Annotated in this window: 1 protein-coding gene (cut by both window edges); it reads right to left on the reverse strand. The window is 65.5% G+C overall.

Every position in this 20,404-nt window falls within one protein-coding gene, locus AB0B25_RS07320, for an alpha/beta fold hydrolase (protein ID WP_357176029.1), read on the reverse strand. The gene is 151,173 nt long; 52,585 of those nucleotides lie to the left of the window and 78,184 to its right, leaving coding positions 78,185-98,588 in view, spanning codon 26,062 (partial) through codon 32,863 (partial); the first complete codon in reading order (the gene reads right to left) occupies nucleotides 20,400-20,402. The start codon and the stop codon both lie outside this window.

The raw sequence follows: 20,404 nt of genomic DNA on the forward strand, positions 1-20,404 counted from the left end.
TCGATCAACAGCGCGCGTTCATCGAGCGTCCCGTCAGCACGACGCGCAACCGCACCGAACTGCGTACGCAACCAGTCATCCCAGGGCATCGACTGCTCGTCCGCCTCGAACAACCCCGTCAATGTTCCCGACACCATGTTCACCGCACGCCCCCGACCGGCGAGAATTAACCCGTTCGCCACCACCTGGTCGACCAAACCACGCACCGGATCCCCGGGACCGTGCCACCGGGCCCAATCACGCGCCAGCGCCTCAGCATCGCTCAGATAGAGCTGGTTGAATGTGACCCGCCGCGCGAACGACCACGGCTGGTTGACAGCTGGTTCCGAGCCGTCCGCGTTCTCCGACAGCCGCCAGAACACGCCCGGCTCCATCGGCTCGACATCCACCTCACGCACATCGAACCCGGCCCGATCGACCAGAGCACCCGTCAACCCACGGGCAATCGACGCCAACACCGTACGATCCACACCCGCCGCAGCCACGCCCCGGCCAGACCGAACGCCGTACCTCCGCAAAACGAATTCGGCATCCGCAGTCGCCTCGGCACGCTTCACGACACCGGGTTCAGCCCCGCCCCACGCCACGGCGCGCAACTCGTCCCATCGCTCCTCCAACCAAGCCGCCGCCTCGTCATCACCCGCCTCCCGCAACCGATCCATCCGGTTGAACAACCGCCTGAGGGCCTTCGCTGCCCGTTTCCGAGACCACTTGGTGGCACCGGACGTCGATTCCGGAACATCGGACGCGGTGCGCCCGACGCCAGCAGTTGGGGTAGCGGCCGGGGCCTGGCCGTCAGGGAAACCGGCATCCTGAGACACGCCCTCGTCGTTCGATGAATCGGAGTGGTGCGCACCAGGACCCGCAGGGTCGAAAGCCACATTGCCTGGTGAGCGGTCCACCGGAACTTCCGAGGAGGAGGTGTCAGGTGACAGCGACGTTGTGCCGGGCGGTGGTGCATCCGAGTCTCGTTCGATTCCCGGACCGGGCTGTGGGAGCGACCCGCCAGCCTCAGGCCGGCCGGCCATGCCACCGCTGAGCGCGTCGAGGGCGAACCACGTCACCCGCCCGCTGTCATCGGACAACAGTCGGACGCCGCGACTATCGACACCGGTCAGTCCCAGCACAGCACGGTCTCTGCCGTCGTCGAACACCTCCACCAACAGCCAACCAACCGGATCGATCAGCACCACCCCGACCCGGACCTCGCCCTCGGTGACGTCCAGAGAGGTCGCGACCAAGTCCGACAGCGCGGACTCGGCTACACCGACCCGTTCGTCGGTGCCCCAACCACGTTCCCGCAGCCGATCCGCCAACCAACGACTCGCCACCTCGGCGCCGCCCGAGCGCGCATCCGGGTCGATCCCCCGTAGCCCGACGGTCAACTCGGCACGCCACGCGTCACCGGCCGCGACCCAGTCCGCGCTGCCGGCGACACCCCGAATCGCGTCAAGTGTCGGTTCGACGACCGGCTCGCCGGTGGCGCCTGCAGTGTCCGTCCGATCGGCGGTCGGCACCAGATCGGCGTCGTCCTCCGTCCGCGACCGCACCGCGCCGACCTCGGCCGCGGCCTCCTGATCCCAGCGCTCGAGCAGTGCTGCCCGGGCCCTGCGGTCCATGCGAAGCGGCTGCTGTATACCGAGGATCCCGGCGTCCCGCATCCCGGGCGGCATGGTCTCCAGCTCTCCGATACGTTCGAAGCCGAGGTGCAGATATGCTGCGAGGGCCTCGGTGTCGATGGTTGTGCCGGAGTAGACATCGACGTCGCCCAGGAATTCCAGCGCTCGACGCAGCAGAGCCCGCCCGACTCCCGTCCCGTGCCAACCCGGCCGCAGATGCCAGGCTGATATTTGGCCCGCGCTATCCATGCGCAAGGACGCCTCTACGAAACCAGTGATCTCCCCTTCCGGCGTCCTATGGACGAAAATTGTCTTGCTGCCCTCGGAAAGAATTCGCGTGAACTCCTGGAGTTTGCGTGATGCCATATCTTTCAACTGGCGCTTCAACGCGGCATTTTCGGCGCCGGGTCCGCCGAGAAGATCTTTGTATCCCTCCCAGCATGCCGCGAGATATGCGTCGAAGATTCCCTCCGCATCCGCCACCGTCGCCGGAACAATCACCGCTGCCGGCACCCTCCCGGAGGGCACACGCCAATCACCACCGAGGGGGTCACGGGCCTGCCTGACCAGCCGATGGAACTGTCCATCCAGCTGGTCGAACGCAGTCGCGTGCTGAATTAGGTCGTCGAGCTCCAGCAACAAAACGAGGCGGCCGGCAACCGGAGTTTGGATGGCCGCGTAGGCGATCGCCATCAGCTCCTCGGAGCCGATAGTGGCCGAAATCCCCAGTTCCGCACACAGATCGTCGCGCTTGCGCGTCAATTGGTCCAGCGGAGAATCCGGCTTCAGCTCCCCCAGGAGTTCCTGCAACTCCTCGGTGATGTCGTCGCGCAACTCCCGCGCGTCCGCACGCCGCCAGTACCCGCGGACGGCGGCCGACAGTCGCCGGGCGTGCCCGTCCCACCGGTTGAACTGCTCGGCCTGCTCGATCACCGTGTTCAGCCGCGGGTACCGCTCTTCGGCGAGCAGGAGCAGCCGGACATCGTCCGGTGACCGATCCGCCACCGGCACGCCGCGCTTCGCAGCGATCACCGTCGCCAACCGATCGGCCACCGCCACGCGGCTCGCATCGGCGGCGATCCCCAACTCCGCACGCAGTTCGTCACGTTCGCTGGTCAATTGCTCGAGCTGGGCCACATCCACACCACACAGCTCGGCCGCTGAATCGCGCCGTGCTCGAGCCGCCTCGCGCCGCGCCTCGGCGTCCGCCCGCATCCGACGCAGATCTCGCAACGATGGCGCATCACCCTCAGCCAGGCTGTCCGGTCGCCGCACCGCCGGGGCCCCACCCGTGGGATCGTCCGGGAGCGGTCCATCCTGCTGTGGTGCGCTACCGCCGCCGTCTTCATCGTCCCTCGGGTCGGGACGCTCGTCGGAGGGGGCGCCGATTCCCGGATCAGGCGTCGCCCCAGTTTCCGGTCGACCGGCGCCATCCGGATTAGCAGCGAACCACTGGTCCGGGTGCGGCCGTGTACCGTGCAACTCGATCGGACCGTCGTACCGAGGCTGTGGACCGCCGATAATGTGCGGCACTGCGTCGTAACCGGTCGGATCGTTGAGAGCTGTGGCGACTTCCGTGCTCAGTGCCCAGGTACCCGCAGCGTGCCGCGGATCGGGGAATGCCGGCACGTCATTCGGCGGCTCGGGATCGATCTCGATTTCTGGGGGCTCGAAACTCGATCCGGACAGTTCGTGCGCCCGGTGCAGCAGTTCGGTCGATTCGCGCACCACGACGAACCTCCGTCGTGCCGCTGCCTCGAAGTTGTCGATGAGCGACGCCTTATCGGGATCCGACGCGGAGGCACGGAGTCTGGCCACCTCGGTCCGCAGTTGTGCCATCGAACCGATGAGACGGGAGTTGAGCGCGCCACCGTAGGTGTCGATATCGTCCTGCAGCTGTTCGGCTTCCTCGCGCAGAACGGCCAAACGCGCTCCGATCTCGACCAACTCGGTTCGCGCTTCGTCGGTCAACGGAGACTGCGCCACTCCCTTGGCGAGCACGATTGCCGAGATCGTCCGCACCGATTCGCGTGGATCATCCTCCGGGTATTCGTATACGCCCAGAGTCTGGTCATCGGGGCCTTTGCTGCCGAACACCAGTAGCCGACCATTGCTATTGAATACGAGATGGACCTGCCCGCTGCCATAGAGACCGAACACAGCGACCGCAGTGCCTCGTCCCGAGATATCGAGTACCCGGGTCAAGTCGTCGTAGTCCTCGAATACCTGCAGACGCCCGCCGAGCGCCGCGGCGATCTCGAAATCGTATGTTTCTCCGTCGGAAACATCCCGTTCGATCATCCGAACGGCACAATCATCCGTGCGGGCGGGATCATCCGTGAGGGCGGCGGCCATCGTGACCGCGATCGGAGCACCGATATCGCGCACCTCGTCAACCCGCAGTGGCGCCCGCACGGTGCACCCGTCCAGCAATTGCTGTCCGAGCTGGATTTCCTCCGAACGCGCTTGCTGCACCTGCTCATCCGTGGACAGATCGACACGGCCGCGGAATATGACCATGCGCGCCTGCCAGAGCTTCTGATGAACTGCACGCAACTCCGCGCGTTCGGCAATGAGCTGCTCCCGCAATCGACGTGCTTCTCCGAGAAGCTGATCGGCAAGCCCTGCGCGTTCCGCCGCGGCGGTGTCGAGCCGCGCGGTCAGTTCCCGTATTCGGGTGTCCAGTCGGCCGATCTCGACCGAGCGCGAATGGAGACCGATGACCTCCTTCATCCACTGTTCCGACACGAACGGCGCGAACTCGTCGGGAGCCTCGGCAGCCACTTGCGGCCGCGATTCATGCTCGGAGGTCGGCTCGGATCGCGGTGCCCCCGTGGTTTCGCGGGGACCCGACGCCACAGCGTTCACCAGGTCGCGGACGCGGTCGCTCACCGGCGGCACCACGTCCCCGTCCCAGGTATCGCGGGGCTGGAGGAACCAGTCCGGCAGCGGCAGCGGCACGTCGGCGGCCCGGATCTGCTGGATTCTTTTCTCGTCGCCGATCCGACTCCAGTACACGTCCCGCTCCCGCGCGAACTGATGGACTATGACCGGCAATGAATACATACCCATCATGTGGGTAACGCCCGGAAAGAGCTTCAGCGTTGCCTCGGGAATATTCCGCGCGTTGATCATGCTCTGCTCGACCGGCACGAACTGGTCGGCATCACCTTGCACCACGGTGGTTTTTACCGTGATTGCGCCGAGTTTGAATCCCCAGGGCATCAACCGCTGCTTGGCACAGTCCCCCCACGCCTCCGGATTCTCATCCAAAGCGCGCTGGTAGCCGCGGGTCAGCGGCTTCCAGTGCGCGCCCACCCACCTATGATCCAATTTTTTGAAATCACCGGCGATGGATTCAATCAGGTTGATGCCGTCTTCCGCGACAAGTCTGGCCTTCTCCAACATATCCGCGGCCAATTTCTCCAGCGGCGTCGTGTAAACGGACCGGTTGAAGTTGCCCATTGCGCCGATCCACTTGGCCTTGTCAGCAATAGGCGGAGCACCGCCTACGAGCGAGACAGCGTGGTCGACATGCGCCGGATCCAACGCCGCGACCCCAAGAGCCGGCGGGCCACCACCGGAACGACCGAGCACCGAGTAGCGCTCGAAGCCGAACAACTCCGTCGCGATGAAAATGATGTCGCGAGCACAGTCGGCAACCACCCGGTTTTCTTTCCGACCCGACTTACCGTAACCAGGCCGCTCCACCACGATCACGGCAAATCCGCGCTCCGCCAACACCTTCGGATCCGGCATCGGACCATCCACACCCAGTGGCGTGCCAGGAGACATCATGATCGGATAACCACGCGGATCGCCCAACAGGCGGAAATGAACCAGCCGGCCTACCCGAGGTTTTGCGTCATCGGCTGCGTCATCCGCCGAATCATCCACTGCATCAAGCGGCATACGCGCACAGAACAACGTCGAAATCTCACCGAGATCAGCAGTCTCAGCCGGCTCCGGAACCTCCCAAACCCGCTTATCTCCCGTCAACGCATCCCGATGACTCCCCACCGCACGCCGCCGCAGCAGATCATCATCTACTCGCCGAACCGGAGCCTCCGCCGGCGCATCGTCGATCTCCAGAAGAACGTCAGGCTCGGTCGATAGTGTGACCGGCACGTGTATCTGTTCGTTCCACTGCAGGACTGTCAGAAGAGCCTCGAACTCAGCCGCTTCCCGAGTATCGACGGCAAGATCGAACAGAGTCGCTATATGTTGCCTTGCCTCCGTAGCCAACTCCCGAGCACGAACCACGGTGAAGGCCGGATCGTAACGGTAGTCGGAAAAGGCGAGCACAGCATCCCTGGCCCGATTCGCCGCCCACCAAACAGCAGCACTCTCAGTGTCCTCCAGCTCCCTCGGATCTCCAGGCGTCAGCAATGACGGCACATGCCCAGGGGCTTCGCCCGGCGCGTCCGCGTCGACCGCTGCCGGGGACGGCGCCGAGTGCGGCTCGGCGGACATCGTGCGCTCGGTAGCGGTCGTCTCCCCGGCATCGCCGGAACCGCGCTGGCCAGGTGATTCGAACGCGGCCGCGTCCCCGCCGACGCTGTGCGCGGTCACCTGTCCCGGATCGTACCGAGCAGAGTGGTTCTCGACCGTGAAGCTCGTCGGCTCGGCACGAGGCAGGTCCAGTCCGAGGTCGAACGGGTCGGACGACGACGTCGCGTCCTTGCGATCGGTCGGCCGTACCGGGGCCGGGCCCCGAACCGCCGGATAACCCGACTCGGACGACAGCCGCGGCGTTGCTCCGGGATGCTCGGGCGACGGCGCGATCACGGGTGGCGTGTCCGGCGTATCGGTTGGCCATCCGTACTTGGCGTCCACCGCGGCGACTGCCTGCCGGAGACGTTCTCGTCCGCCGACACGGTCGAGTAGGTGCCCGAATGTCGAGATGATGTCTTCGGGCGCCGCCCGGTAGCTGGTTGCTGGGCCTTGGTAGAAGCCGTATCGCTCGATCAGGTGAGCGCCGAGGTCGGAGACGTCCACCGAGGCGCCGGTCGCGGTGTTGGTGACCAGGTGATTGTTGAAACCGACTGTGTTGTCGCGGAACGGCGAGTCCTGGCTGCCGAGGGCGCCTCGTTTGGCCGTGGTGTAGATGTGGTTGCCCTCGCCGATATACGCCGTGACCTGGAACCGGTTGTCCAGCTCGCTGGTCAGGTGGACCGCACGTGCAAGGTCGGTGTGGCTGAGCCCGAGACTGCGAACGAGGTCGTTGTCGCGGGCAAGGGTCCGCAGCAGGCTGTCGTCGGGACCGAGGAAACCCGCTGTCGAACCGATCGACCTGGGCACTCCAGCATCCCAGGCATCCGCGTCGAAGGGCCGCATCCAGCGCTCTAGATCACTGATCCGGTATCCGTTGATTTCGGTGAGCCGCAGAATCCTGCTGGTGGGATTGTCCGCGCCGATCACGAACCCGGTCGACTCCCGGTACGGAGTAATCGGTGTCACACCGACGTCGACGGCGGTGATCGGACGCGTTACCTCGACCTTCACCAGGGACGGGGAAGTACCTGAAAGCGTGTAGTTCAGCCAGCCGTTGTCGAGTCGCAAAGCGGGCTCGGTTCCGCCGAGCCGACTCGTACTCGGTACGGAATCGACACCCACGACGCTCGACCGCGCGACCAGATCTTTATTGCTCCACATCGGCTGGTGGAACACGATCGTGTCGTCGGGGCCAACCACGGCGGTCAGTTCGACATCGTCGTGACGCAGCCGCAGGATGTTATCGGTGATGGGTTCGAATCCCGCCTCGGCCAGTTGTCGGCGGAGCGGAACCCCGGTCCGTTCCAAATGATCGAGAACTTCCCCGGCCGCGGTATCGGCGGACAGCAGACCGCCCGAACTGACACCGCTGCCACTCGCAATGTCTGCCCGCAGGTCCATCGGGCCGTGGCTGGGATCGACCGTTCGCGTGTACAGGCGAAGCCGGCCATCGCGCGCATCGGCCGCCACCGCCAGAACAGGAAGATCGTCGATGCGAAGATCTGATGTGACGTTCTCGTGCAGGCGCAGGCCTTCTCCCCGAGGTTCGATGAGGTAGCCTCCGCCGCGGTAGAGCCTGTCGCTCAGCAATTCGATACCTGGAATGTCGGCGAGATTCCGCGGCCCGATCCGGCGCAGCAGCGGTAGCACCGCCGCGATACCGGCTTGCCAGGCCAGTCCGATCTCCCCATCCGACGGCGTGCGGTCGCCCACAGCCTCGTTCAGAGCATCCTGATACGCCGCTGTGTACGCCAGCTCCAGCACATCGGGCGGATCGGTGTCGTGGCTGGCTTCCCTGGCTTCCCGCAGTTGCCGCATCGCCTCGGCACGCCCGGCCTGCGATTCGGCTTCCGCACCGAGTCGCCGTGCCACAGAGTCCGCACGCTCCGAGGCAAGCGACTCCCGAAGGGAGTTACCACGGTCAGGATCCTGTTCCTGAAGTACGTGGAAAGCGGCCGCGACCATGGCGGCGGCGAGTTCGGCGTTGGAGCCGCCGACATCGAGCACCAAGACCTTCTTGACCGGGTACGGCGGGTCGTCGGCATGCGCTGCCAGCAACACGCGGATGCCGCTGTCGGACAAGAGCTGGTCTGCCCACCGGCCGATCTCGGTCTTGCGCAGTATCTGTCGGACCCGGCGCAGTCGCCGCGCCGAGCCATCCGTGCCGTCACCGCCCCACGGAACAGGCTGCGCCCCGATCCGCTGAAGTTGCTCACTTCCGAGGCTCACGGGGACCAAGGGTCCGTCCCATGGGCGATCGTTCTCGTGATCGTGGTAGAACTCCACCGCGCCGCCGAGTCCCGCGTGTCCGTCCGCGCCCGCGAACGGCCGCTGACTGCGGGTGCGTTCCCGGACGGGGTTGCCCAGTGCGTCGACCTGACCGTCGTAGAAGGAGTCCACCGCGCCAGGAGGCGTACCGACACCGGGCCCACCCCCAGCACGGGGCGCGCCACCGGATTCCCTTGAGGCCGAGGTGTTTTCCTCAGCCGCCGCTGGACGGGACTCCTGGACCGTGCGCGCGGATTCGGAACCGACCACGAAAACTTCGGATTCCGCGAATTGCGTCCTCGGCATAATCTTGTCGAGATGGGGATCGCCGAAGGCAGCGATGACCGTTTTCCCGGCCGCGATATGATCACGAATCTTTTGCGCGGCGATCCGTTGTCTACGGTTGTGACAGGCCGCGGCCACCTTCTGCACGTCGGACAATTCCGCGCCGCCTCGGAGCATGTCCGTCGTCTCCCGCAACAACCAGTCTTCATCCGACGCCGCGAAAGCACGAGGATAGGTGTACTCGGAATAACCCTGTGCGACGAGCAGATGGTGGAATACCCGCACCGGCCGTTCGACATTCTTGGGCAGCAGGTACTTGTACAGGTCGACAGCTTCCTCCAGGTGGCTGTCCATATCCACCCCGGATTTCGCCCGCAATCCTTGCGGCATCATACGCAGCACGTAGTACACGAAAATTGCCGCGCGCCGCCGCAGCCGGGAAAGGTGTTGCAGGTCAGGGTGGCTCATCAAGCCCGCGACCTGAGCCCGGGCAGCTTCCTCCAATGATTCGGTCTTGCAACCGATTTCATAAGCCCTGTGGGCGAGGTATCCCATCTCACCCCGAGGACCCATCAGCGCCGCCTCCGGGGTCGCATCCGGGTCGACAACCGGCACTCGGCCTTCAACCAGGAAAATTACGTCCGGCAGGGACGCTCTAGGAATACTCTCGATCGTTGCATCGACGAGATCCATGAGCGCGCGAGCGTGCGGGTGGTCAGGTCTGCTGTAGTGGATGGTCCCGATGACAACGCTGTTGCCGAGCCGGGCCGCCCGGTGCGGGATATTGGATTCGTTCCCCGGAACGGCGAGCCGGTCTGCGCCGAGTAGCGTCGTCGATCTACCCGCCGGCAGATTCATCAACGAATTGCGCAAATTCCGGTATGGGTACACATCGTGCACCTCGCTCGGTGTGAAAGTGACCGAATGGCCGCGCAGATGGAAATTCCGCCGCAATTCACGGAGACCGAACAACTCCACCAGATCGATGTCCGACCCCATCCGAACGAGTCTGTCAACCCATTCGCCATAACTCAGGCTTCCGTCTCGAATATCCGTGAGGGGGTCCACATCTGCGACATAGTTCAACGCACTCGGCGGCACATGATCGTTTTCCAACGACCAGTTCACGAGCAATCGCGAAACCAGAAAACTGTCGTCGACGCCGTATTCTTCGTTGTTGTCGAAATCGAAAGGACGAATCTGCAGGAACCGGTGCACCAGCTCCGCGGCGAGTTGATAGGGATCGTGATCGGCCCGCCGTGCCGCGTTATACCAATCGCACACCAACAGTTGCAGCGCCGCACGAACCTCGGCCGCGGTCGTGAAACCCCGAAGTGCGGATGAATGCCTCGAATATTCTTCCCGGCCGCCGACAAACGGACCGTATGCCCGGAACTCCAGCTCCTCGGCGGTCGTCTCTGTCAGCGTGCCCCGCCGCTGCTCGGGCGAAGGAGTGAGATCCCCGCCTCGTTCCGGAGCTGTCAACGCCATCAGTTCCGTGTGCAGATCCACCATGAAATCTACGGTCAAGTCCTGATCGCCGTAGCCTCGGGCAAGGAGGCGGGCGCCCAGATTACCCGCCAAAACCTCGGCGCCGAACAAGAATTCGGGCCGTCGCTGTTCGGCGATAACGGCCATATCCAGCAACGGTTTCGGGAGGAACAAGCTGGCTTCCAAGGCGCGTTCCGCCTCGCTGTTCGCACCCAATTCCGCGAACCGCTCGGCGATCAAAGCTTCGACCGTGTCGATGGCGGCATCGCGATCCAGTTCCTGGGCGATGTCCGACGCCGACCAGCCGCGCAGGAACAGCTCCACCCAGGTCAGCTGCACGGGTGTGAGCCGGTCCAGGCTGTGCTGGAAATCCGCACCGTTTGCCCGGCGCGCCAACACGATCGCGGTCTCCTGGTCGCCGCGAGCCACCCTGACGCCGGCAAGGTCACGGGCCAGTCGCGGGACGTCGAGAGCGTGCTGTTCCTGGGCGCTGTCGAGAGATTCCGTGTCGACCAGTTCGGCGGCGGAACGTCCGGCCAGGAAGCGCTGTTCGGTGAACCTGCTGTTGATGTTCAGTGCTCGCAGAGCATTCCGTACTGCGGCAGGATCGACCCGGCTGATTGCCTCGACCAGGCGCTCTGCCTCGTCGGCGGTGACCAACACCGCCGTGGGAGGCACGCCGAGCAGCATCGCCGCACGCCGGATGGCACGGGTGAGTGTTTCAGCGTCCGACTCCTGCTGCCGCAGGAACGATTCCAGGCCTGCTCGTTCCTCGGGGGTCAACGATTGCAGTGCACGCCAGAACCTTTCGGAGTCCGCGCGATAGGCCGCAAGGACGGCGGACGCCTCGGCGAACAACTCCGGAACCGCGCGGGCCCCCGACACCGCCGCCAACTCGAGGTCGGTCGCCACCGCGTCCGCCTCAACCGTTCGGGCTACCGCATGCTTCTCCAGCACCCGGTAGAGGCCTACTTCCAAGCCCAACTCGGCGGCGACATCCTCGACCGAACGTCCGTCCTGGAACCGCCACGTGACCAACTGCCGTTGATGCGCATGCGGCTCGGCGCCAATGACAAAGGCATCCGCGTCGGCGAAGACTTCCAGCTTTTCCAGTTCCGCCACGATCGCGCGGAAATGATGCTCGCCGAATGCCGCGAAGACCACCGCACCGGCTGCTCTGAGCTCATGGATCTTTTGCGCGACCTTCCGCCGTCTGCGGACGTGGCAGGCCGCGGCCACATGCTGTACCTCGGTTTCTGGCACGACACCGCGGGTCACGTCGGTCGTCTCCAGCAGCAGCCAGTCCTCCGTCTCCTGCCTCAGCCGGTCGTCATCCGACAGCGAGAACCCACGGGGAAAAATTCGTTCCGGGTAGGCCTCTGCAACCAGCTCGAAGAATTTTTCCAGCGGGTCGACGCTATCGGGGGGCAACAGGAACCGATACATCTCGACGCACTTCGCCACATAATTATCGATATCCAGCCGGACGTCCTGCGCCCGCAACGCCTGCGGAATCATTCGCAACACGTAGTACAGGAACACCGCACCGGGATCGTGCCCGTCCAGTATCAAATGGGCCGCCTGAGCCTTGGGATCTTCCTCCAACGACTCGATCTCGATACCGAATTCCTCGGCCAGATAGGCGAAAAATGCCATCTCGCCCCGCTCGCCCGAGAACGACGCCTCTTCCGAAGCGCCGGGCTCCGGAACTCTCCCCTCCACCAAGAAAATGAGGGGCAGCGCCGGAACAGTACGACGCAGTTCCAACGCCGTCATGATCCACTCGTGCGTAATATTCTGAAGCGCAAGCGAATACCGATGGCGAGGATTCGTGCGGTGCGCGGTGCCGGCGAAAACGCTGGCACCGTACCGCACCGCCCAGTGCGGTATATCGGATTCCGCCTGCCCGGCGAATCTGTCACCACCCAGCCACGAACCCGCGGGCCCGGCCAGAGTCGGTGTACGCAAGGATACAAGCAACCGTCGAGCCCGGTGAGTGTCGTACGGCGCCTCCACAGCGTCCGACAGACCGCCCCGCTGACGATCACGCTGCTGCAGTTCACCGAGATCGAACAACTCCACCGCGGCGATGCCCGAACCCCGCGGCGAGAGCCTGGCTTTCCACTCGCTGTAGCGCAGACTTCCCGCCTGAATTATCTCGCTCAACATCGAGCCGGACACGTTGGTTTGATTGAAATCAATCAGTGCGCTCGGACTGAAACCTCCATTCTCCAACGACCAGTTCACCAGAAGTCGGCAAACCTTGTCATTTTCGTTGTATCTATTGATCCCAGCTTCGCCGGAGTAGCCGAAAGGTCGGATGTTGTCGATTCTGCGGTACAGTTCCGCGGCGAGCGCATAGGGATTGTGATCGGGGACGCGGCGGGCTTCGTTATACCAGATACACACCGATTGCAACGCCGCACGAACCGCCGTCGCAGCGGACCCTTCGACCACTCCCCGGCTCAGCGCGGCCTGTATCTGTTCCGGGCCAGACGTGAGATCCCCACCTCGCTCGGGCGCCGTAAAGGCAACCAACTCCCGATGCAAATCTACGATGAAGTCCACCGTCAAATCCCGATTGCCATCCCGCCGACGCTGTTGAGCAACAAGACCGGCGCCCAGATGACCCGCCAAAACCTCGGCGCCGAGATACAATTCGGGCCGAGGTTGCTCCGTGATGACGGCGATCAGAAGATTCTCATCTGCCAGCTCGGCGACTTTCATGAGACGTTCGGCCTCGCTGCCGGCACCCAATTGCGCGAACCGCTCGGCAATCAAAGCTTCGACCGAGTCCTCGGCCGGATCGTGGACGCTCTGGTAAGGCTCGGAACGCCAGTGGCTGCCGAGCTCGATCGCGGCGTCATCGGGGTCGTCGCCTGCCATCGAGAATTCCCGAGGAAGCGGGGCCTGCTCCGGTTCGGGTTCCGCACCCTGGGTCGCTCGGTTGGCCGCCTTATGCGCCTGCACCGCGTAGGGGGCGCAGTCGCCTCGCAGTTGACCGGGTTCCGCGGTGTCCGGTGTCCGTTTCCCGGCCACGGCGGCGCCCTCAGGAGTGAGGAACTCGTCCGCGGACAGTTTCAGGCCGTTGGTCATCGTGCTGTCGATCCGGCCGAGTTCGACAGTGCACGTCTCGACGGTCTCGGCTGCCCGCACCAGATGGCTGAATTGCAGCAGCTCCATGACCGGCACGATTTCGGTATCCGACACCCGCGGCAGCAGCTTCCGCTGCACCTGGTGCACAGTCAGGTCTTGGTGGTCGGATATTCCGAGTTCCAGCATTCGCCGCCGACCCAGTTGCGTCGTGAATGCGAGCTGTCTGCGCTGGAGTTCCGCGCGCAGCACCTCGATCTGATCGGCTGTGACATCGGATTCCGGCAGAGAAACCTCGGTTTCACCGACCAGGGCCAGCAACGCCGCCTTGGCATCATCGCGCTGCTTCGCCACGCGGTGCCCCTCGCGCAGCAGGTAGTCGAACCGCCGCACCCGCTGCTCCAGCCGTTCTGTTTGCTCGGCCCACAGCTGGTATTGCTCACCCAGCCGCAACAGTGTCGCCACGGCCTCGTGCCGGGCGGAACCTTCCGCCAGCTGATCCAGCAGAGCGTGCGCGCCGTGCAGGTCGGCCGGTGCGGTCAACAGCGTGGACTCGTCGTCCGGGAATGGCTCGCCGAACTCTTCCAGATATGCCGCACGATGCTTCTCGAACCGCTGCAGCGCTACGCTCCGCCGCGAATACCATCGGCGCAGATCCGATTGCACCACTACGAGATCGCGGTTCAGCTTTCTGTCAGAGAAGAATTCCTGAGCGCAGGTGATCGTCCGGTCCAGACGCTGCCATCGCTCGGCTACCTTGCGCTGCCATTCGTCATCGACCGAGTCGGTCAACCGAGTCAGATACGACTCGACCGATTTCGGGTTCACCTGCCCGAGATGCGCCGGGAACCTCGCCTCCAGGCGGTCCCGGTCCAGGTACAACTGGTTCAGCGCTCGGCCGTCCAAGTTCCGGTCCGGATCAACCCTGAATTCCGCACCAAGGGTTTTCAGCGTCGTGCGCCACTTCCGCAGGTCCGTCGCGACACTCTCGGCGAGACTCAGTAGCTCGCCGGTCAACGTGTATCCAGGACCTCGGTTCGCCACGCCGGTCGCGTGGATCGCGTCGGCGAGTTCCACCTCGAGTGCGCGCAGCCGAAGATCGCGTTTCTCGACCTGCTGAATCCATTTGATCAGGACGCGGAAGCCATGCCGCTGCTCTATCCACCGGTGTTTATCTTTGAGGTCGGCCGCCCAGATCTGCTGCGTCGCCAGCTCAGCCAGCTCGTGCAGTTGCTTGGCCCCTTGTCTGCCCAGCCGCTGCTGATCCTGAGCTTCCGGGTCGTAGCCGAGTGTCTGGAGAATGCCGCGGAACCCGGGAGCCGGCAAAGGCTCATGCCGGAAAACCTGAATCTGCCTGGCCAACTCCGCGATTCGAACAGCCTGCTCGGCCAGCCGACGAACATCGTCGGCGGACCCAGCACCCTGCTCGAATCGCGCGAGAGCGTCATACAGTTCGGCTTCCACCCCATCCAGGGCCGCACCCAGATCGCGCAGACGGCGGATCTCGCGGATCGGCGACATCGCCCGGTGACTGTTGAGGAACCGCTTTTCGGCGGCATTCAGTGCGGGCAGCTCCGCATCGGTCACCGATTCCGGATTGGCTCGGCGTGCCCGCAGATCCGCGCGCTCCTCCGCGACACGGACATCGTTACGCAGGTCATTCGGCGAAATCTTCAGTAGTGCCGCGAATTCCCGTGCGGCGGCCTCGAACTCGACAAGCATCGGGTGCTCGGAGTCCGGGTTCAGCAACTCCTCGACCGGCAGGTGCGTCACCTGCTCCCGCAGCTCGCGTTCCGCGACGTCGAGTTCGGGGCGCACCGCGGCCAGTTTCTCCGGCAGCGCCGCGACAGCCTCCGCTGGTGTCTGCCTACCGACCACCTTGCGTAGTGCCCTGCCGCGTCCGGGCGCCCGGTGCGCGTGCCCGGCCCGGTCGCCCTTGCCGAAGGCGTCCAGGACGCTGTGCGGTGTCGGGTCGAACCGCATGCCTTTCGGGCCGGGTCGGATGCCGTCGTCGAAGATATCGCCCGTCGCCGGCGCGGCAGTGGCCGCACCGGCGGCACCGCCAGGTGGCCTCGGTGGTGGCGCGGGTGGCTGTTCTCGGTCCTCGACTCCGATATCCGCAGGTGGGCGGTATCCCACAGTGCCGTCCGTCGACACCGCGACTTCGCTGCCAGATGTGTTCGCGACGGCCGCAACCGCTTCAGGTGTCGCCAGGTTACCGGCAGGGTCCGCGCTTGCCCGGGTCAACAGCCTACGCAGCAGATCGGGGCGGTTCGTGATGATCGAATCCACGCCCGCGGCCAGGAAGCGACGCATCATGGGCAGGCTGTCCACGGTCCACACCACCACCGGAAGACCGGCTACGTCCGCCCGGTCCAGCAGCACCTCGCTCACCACCGAGTGGTGCACCGTCAACATCGTGGCGCCTGCCGCCTTCGCCAGCGCCGGAATGTCGGGCGCCCACCGGTTGGCACCGGGGATCGCGGACAGCAGCCCCGAAAGCCCGAACCTCGGCGAATCCGAGCGCCCGCCCGTCCACTTCCGATTGACGGTCACCGGTGTGACCGAGGCGACCCGCTCCACATCAGGGAGTACGTCGGCGGCCGCTCCCAGCACCGTCCATGCGAGACAGGACACCCGGTAGGGCACCTTGTGTGCGGTCATCGCCTCGGCGACCGATTCCAGCAGCCGGCGCGCATCCTTCGCGCTGATAGCGGGATCGACCTTGAGGTCCACCCATACTTCGACACCCTTGCCAGCCACCAGCCGGGCGACATCCCGCAGCTGCGGGACGGCAGCGGGATCGGCCGCACGCCCGTGCGTCACCAGCAATTGCCCATCCTGAGCATGGACATCCAACTCGAAGTTGAATCCCAAAGCGGCGGCACGTTGGAACGCGGACAGCGAGTTCCCCGCCAACAGTCGGCCGAATCCCCGGTGCGCCCATATATCGGGGAGCGGATCCAACGGTCCGTGAATGGGGCCGCTGGGCATATCCGGCGTCCGCGGATCGTCGTCGGTGTGCGCGAAGTCGGGCAGCGGCACGGTCGGGACCAGAACGTCGTTCTGGTAGCGGAGCCGAATGGCCCACGTCCGGTCGACAACCGGGTAAAGGTCCCGTGCGTGGATCAGCCATTCGTCGAATGCCAACGGAACGGCCGTGCCACGAGACGCCGTCGACACATGGTCGGGATCCAGATCCCGTAGCCGAATCCGCGGGTCGTAAACAATGACCGCACCGTCGATTTCGCTGAGATAGATGTTGTGCACCGCATCGCCGCGTCCCATCAGCACGGTGGCCGAGCGCGCCCCGTCGACGTGGCCCCGCAACTCGGCGGCGACCGTCTCGACCGCGGCGAAGACACCCTGGTGGTCCGGCCCCGGCCGCACCGGCAGCAGCGCGCCGCCGTAGTGGCGCTCCAGATCCTGCCACCGGTTCGACTCGGCATCCGGATCGATCACCACCGAGTTGTCCGCGCCGTCGACATACGCGGCGGACGTGGTCATCGCCAGGCACTCCCGCAGCGTCCGGCGCGCGATGGCCTGCTCGACGAGCAGACAGTTGTCCCGGTAAGCGGGCAGCTTGCGGTATTGCTTCCGCCGCACAACCCGCTGGATCTGGTCGAGTTCCGCACTCGACAGCTGAGCCAGCGCCTCGGCGACCGCGACCGGATCCGGATCGGTGAGAATTCCCCGGACGAGATCGTCCGCGCTGAACCCCGGCGCTACATACCCTGCCGAACCATCACCAGCCGGCCCCGGTTCGCCCTTCCAGCCGGCCGAACCCGCACCGACCCCGGTGGGGAGAATGGCACCGCCGAACAGCCGGGCAACAGCCGGATTCTCCGGCAGGATTCGCTCGAAGATTCGATCCAGCACCGGGGGCTTCGCCACGCTCCCATCCGACTGCGGCGTGGTCGCGCCCGACGACCCCCATGCCCGACCACTGATCCTCGGCGCGGGCGTGCTGCCGGTCGACGCTCGCGCCCCGTGCAGTGAGTATCGGACTCGGAAGTCGTGGGGTAGTTCGCCCTCGTCAGATTCTTCCGGCAGCGCGACCGCCGGGTCAGGGTCCGGGAAGCCTTCTCGCAGGGGCAGCACGTGCACCGGTTTGGTCGGGTCGTAGCCCGGGATATCACCGATGGCGTCCGGGGTGAAGTTCCGTTTGGCGAATTTCAGGCCTTTGTCTCGCCATTCGACGCGCACCGCGCCGTCTTCGACGACCGCTCGGATCAGCCAGGTGTGACCGAACCAACCGCCCTCGCGAGTCCGGTGGGTGGCTTGGGACATCACCAGCATGACTTCGCCGCTGCCGGGCAGGCGATTATTCTGTGCGGCAAGCTCGGCCAATACCCAGTCGTAGGCTGTGTCGAGATCGCTCAGCCAACGCCCCGGCACCACCGGGCGGCCAGCGGCCAGTCGTTTCTGAATCTCGCTGACCAGCACACCATCGGTGGTGTCGAGGTCGGTGCGGTCGATAGCCCGATCACAGAGTTCCTCGACATCGTCCAACATCGCCGGGGCGCACAGGTCGCCGAGATGCGCGGGCGCGCTGGGCCGCGGCCTGGCAGTGTCGCCGTCGAATGCGGGCGCGGGTTTACCGAATGCCCCGCGCACCGGATCGGACACCTTCCGCCACAACCGACTCAGCAAGCCGTTGCCGCCGCGCGGGTCCGCCGTCTCCGGCCAGGCTTTCGGTGTATCGGTCGGCGCCACGTCGGGATCCAGCTCGGCCAGATCGGCGTCGATTCGGCCGTCCACCGCGGCGATCCGGCTGGCGCAGGCGTCGAGTTCGGCTGCGGCGAATCGCATTTCGAAGGCGCGGTTGAGTCGCTCGGCGAGCGCGAGCACGCCGTAACTGCCCCGGTCTTGCAGTAGCTCGATGATGTTCTGGAGTTCGGCATGATCGAGCTGACCCGGCGTCGACTCATCGAACCCCAGGTACAGCTCGGTGTCGCCGAGGGCGGCCAGGAATTCCTCGTGCCGTTGGCCGAACAGTTCGCGCAGCCGGTCCGACCAGTCCATGGGATCGCCCCAGGAGGCGATGTCCAGCTGGTCGCTGCCGGCCAGTTGCTCGATCCGCCCGCGTTTCTCGGCCTGCTGCTGTCGCAGTAGCAGTAGTTCGGCCAGCCGCTGGTCGATTGGCCGGGGCCGTTCGTCATCGAGCGGCGCGGGCAGCCGGTCGAGGCCGCGGATCCGGGCGTCGGCGCGTATCAGCCGCTGCAGGTGGTCCAGCACCGTGTCCAGTCGGCGCAGCCGGTCGGCAACCGCCACCAGCTCCGGATCATCGACACGCGCCGCCAGCGCATCAGCTATTTCGGCGACTTGCGCCGGGGACGGCGGCTTCGGCAAGGAGCCCCGCGTGATGGACAGCAGCTCGGACGTTGTCGGGGACCAGCTGAGTCGGGCAACCAACTCGACCGCCATCGCCTGGCGCAACTGCGCCAGCTGGCGCGGCATCCGATGGTCCGCGCTGTCCGGCTGGATCCGGAATTCTCGGCAGGTCTGGGCCTGGTCGGCCAGCCCGGCCGACGCCGCGCGGCGGGCGTCGACCGCCGCGGCACGCACGGCGGCGCGTACCTGGCCCGGATCCATGGTCGGCACTTCCCGTTCGGCGGTCGCCACCGGCGGTGGGAGGAGGTATCCGGGCTCGATGGCCCCGACGCTGCCATCGTCCAGCAGCAGCAACGGTGCGCGCTGCGCGATCAGCGGGCGGGCCGCGCGGACGATATCGGCCGCTTCCATGTAGGTGACGATCATGACCGCGGTCGGCAAGGCCCGCAAACCCCCGAACAGCAGGTCCAGGTCCTGGGTCAGTTGCCGAGCCGCGGCGGCCGAATCGGTATCGGGGGCCAGCCAGAAGACCTGGATACCCGTGTCCTGCGCAACCGGCATCCGGAGGACCGTCTCGTGGGCATCCTGCAAGGTCTCGTCGCTCGCCACGCCCATCACGTGCACGGTCACCGGGCACTCGGTATCGAGTGGTCCGGTCGCCGGGTGCGCGACATCGAGTAAGCCGGTCGCCGGGTGCGCGACATCGAGTGATCCGATCGCCAGCATGAATCGACCGCCCGGATCGCTGACGGCCTCGAACACCAGCGCCGCCACTTGTTGCCCGTATTGCGCCTCGGCCGCGAGCAGCAACTGACTCGCATGGTAGGCCAGTGCCTCCGCCGAACCGGGTTCGTACCCCGGATCACCCGGCGCGGGCCGCGGGGCCCAAGGGTCCAGGCGTCGGCGTTCGATCGCATCGCGCAGCCGCCACGGCGTGGTCTTGTCGAACAGCGCCCATTCCGGCAGTCCAGCGAACAGGATTTCCTTCTCCTGCTCGGCCAGCGAATCCCACACCTGGGAGATCTGGTAGGCGGGCAGATCGGGCCGTATCCGCCCGAACACGCCGGCCCAGATCAGCAGCTGCGCTTCGGTGGCGTCGGGCGCCCGGTGCGCCAGCAGCAGGCACATCTCCCGATCCAGCTCCCGCTGCCGCAGCTCGAGCCGCGCGAATTCCTCGGCGTCGGCGATCATCTCGTCGAACGGCAGCAACCACCGGGCAAGCTGGTGTTCATCCTCCCGCCGCGGATCGACCGCCAACACCTCGACGATGTCGCGCACCTGCACAGCCGTCCACGGCGCACGCCACGTCTCGACCGGGATGTTCGGGAAGCACCGGGCGAACCATTGCGACCCGAGTTCGGCTCTCAGCTGTTGTTGCCGCTCATCGCGGATGGCTTGCAGCTCCGCGGGCCGATCCAGTGCCGCGGCCACCTCCGCCTGGTCCAGATGTATGGCGTCGGCCTGACCGAGGACGCGCCCGTCCAGCTCCCGAGCCCGAGCGGCAACCAGGTTACCTCGCTGGACAAGCAGTTCCAGCCGATCCACCAGTGGGGCCAACTGACGCAATTGCTCGGCTCGGCGCCGATGACCGGCGACTTCCACACTCCGGGACTGTGTTCCACGCAGGTCGGCGGCAAGCCGGTCCAGGGCGCGCGACCAGATCTCCGCGACCAGGTGAGTACTCGCCCATTCGATCGGCCCGACGTACGAATCCTGTCGACCGGACCGCCGAATCAGGTCCGGCGTCACCTGCATCGGGTGCAAGTCCTGTTCGGCGGCAATCTCCACGCAGAATTCGTCGCGCAACCGCCGGTAGTCGG

The sequence above is a fragment of the Nocardia sp. NPDC049190 genome (assembly GCF_040648115.1).
Lineage (GTDB): Bacteria > Actinomycetota > Actinomycetes > Mycobacteriales > Mycobacteriaceae > Nocardia.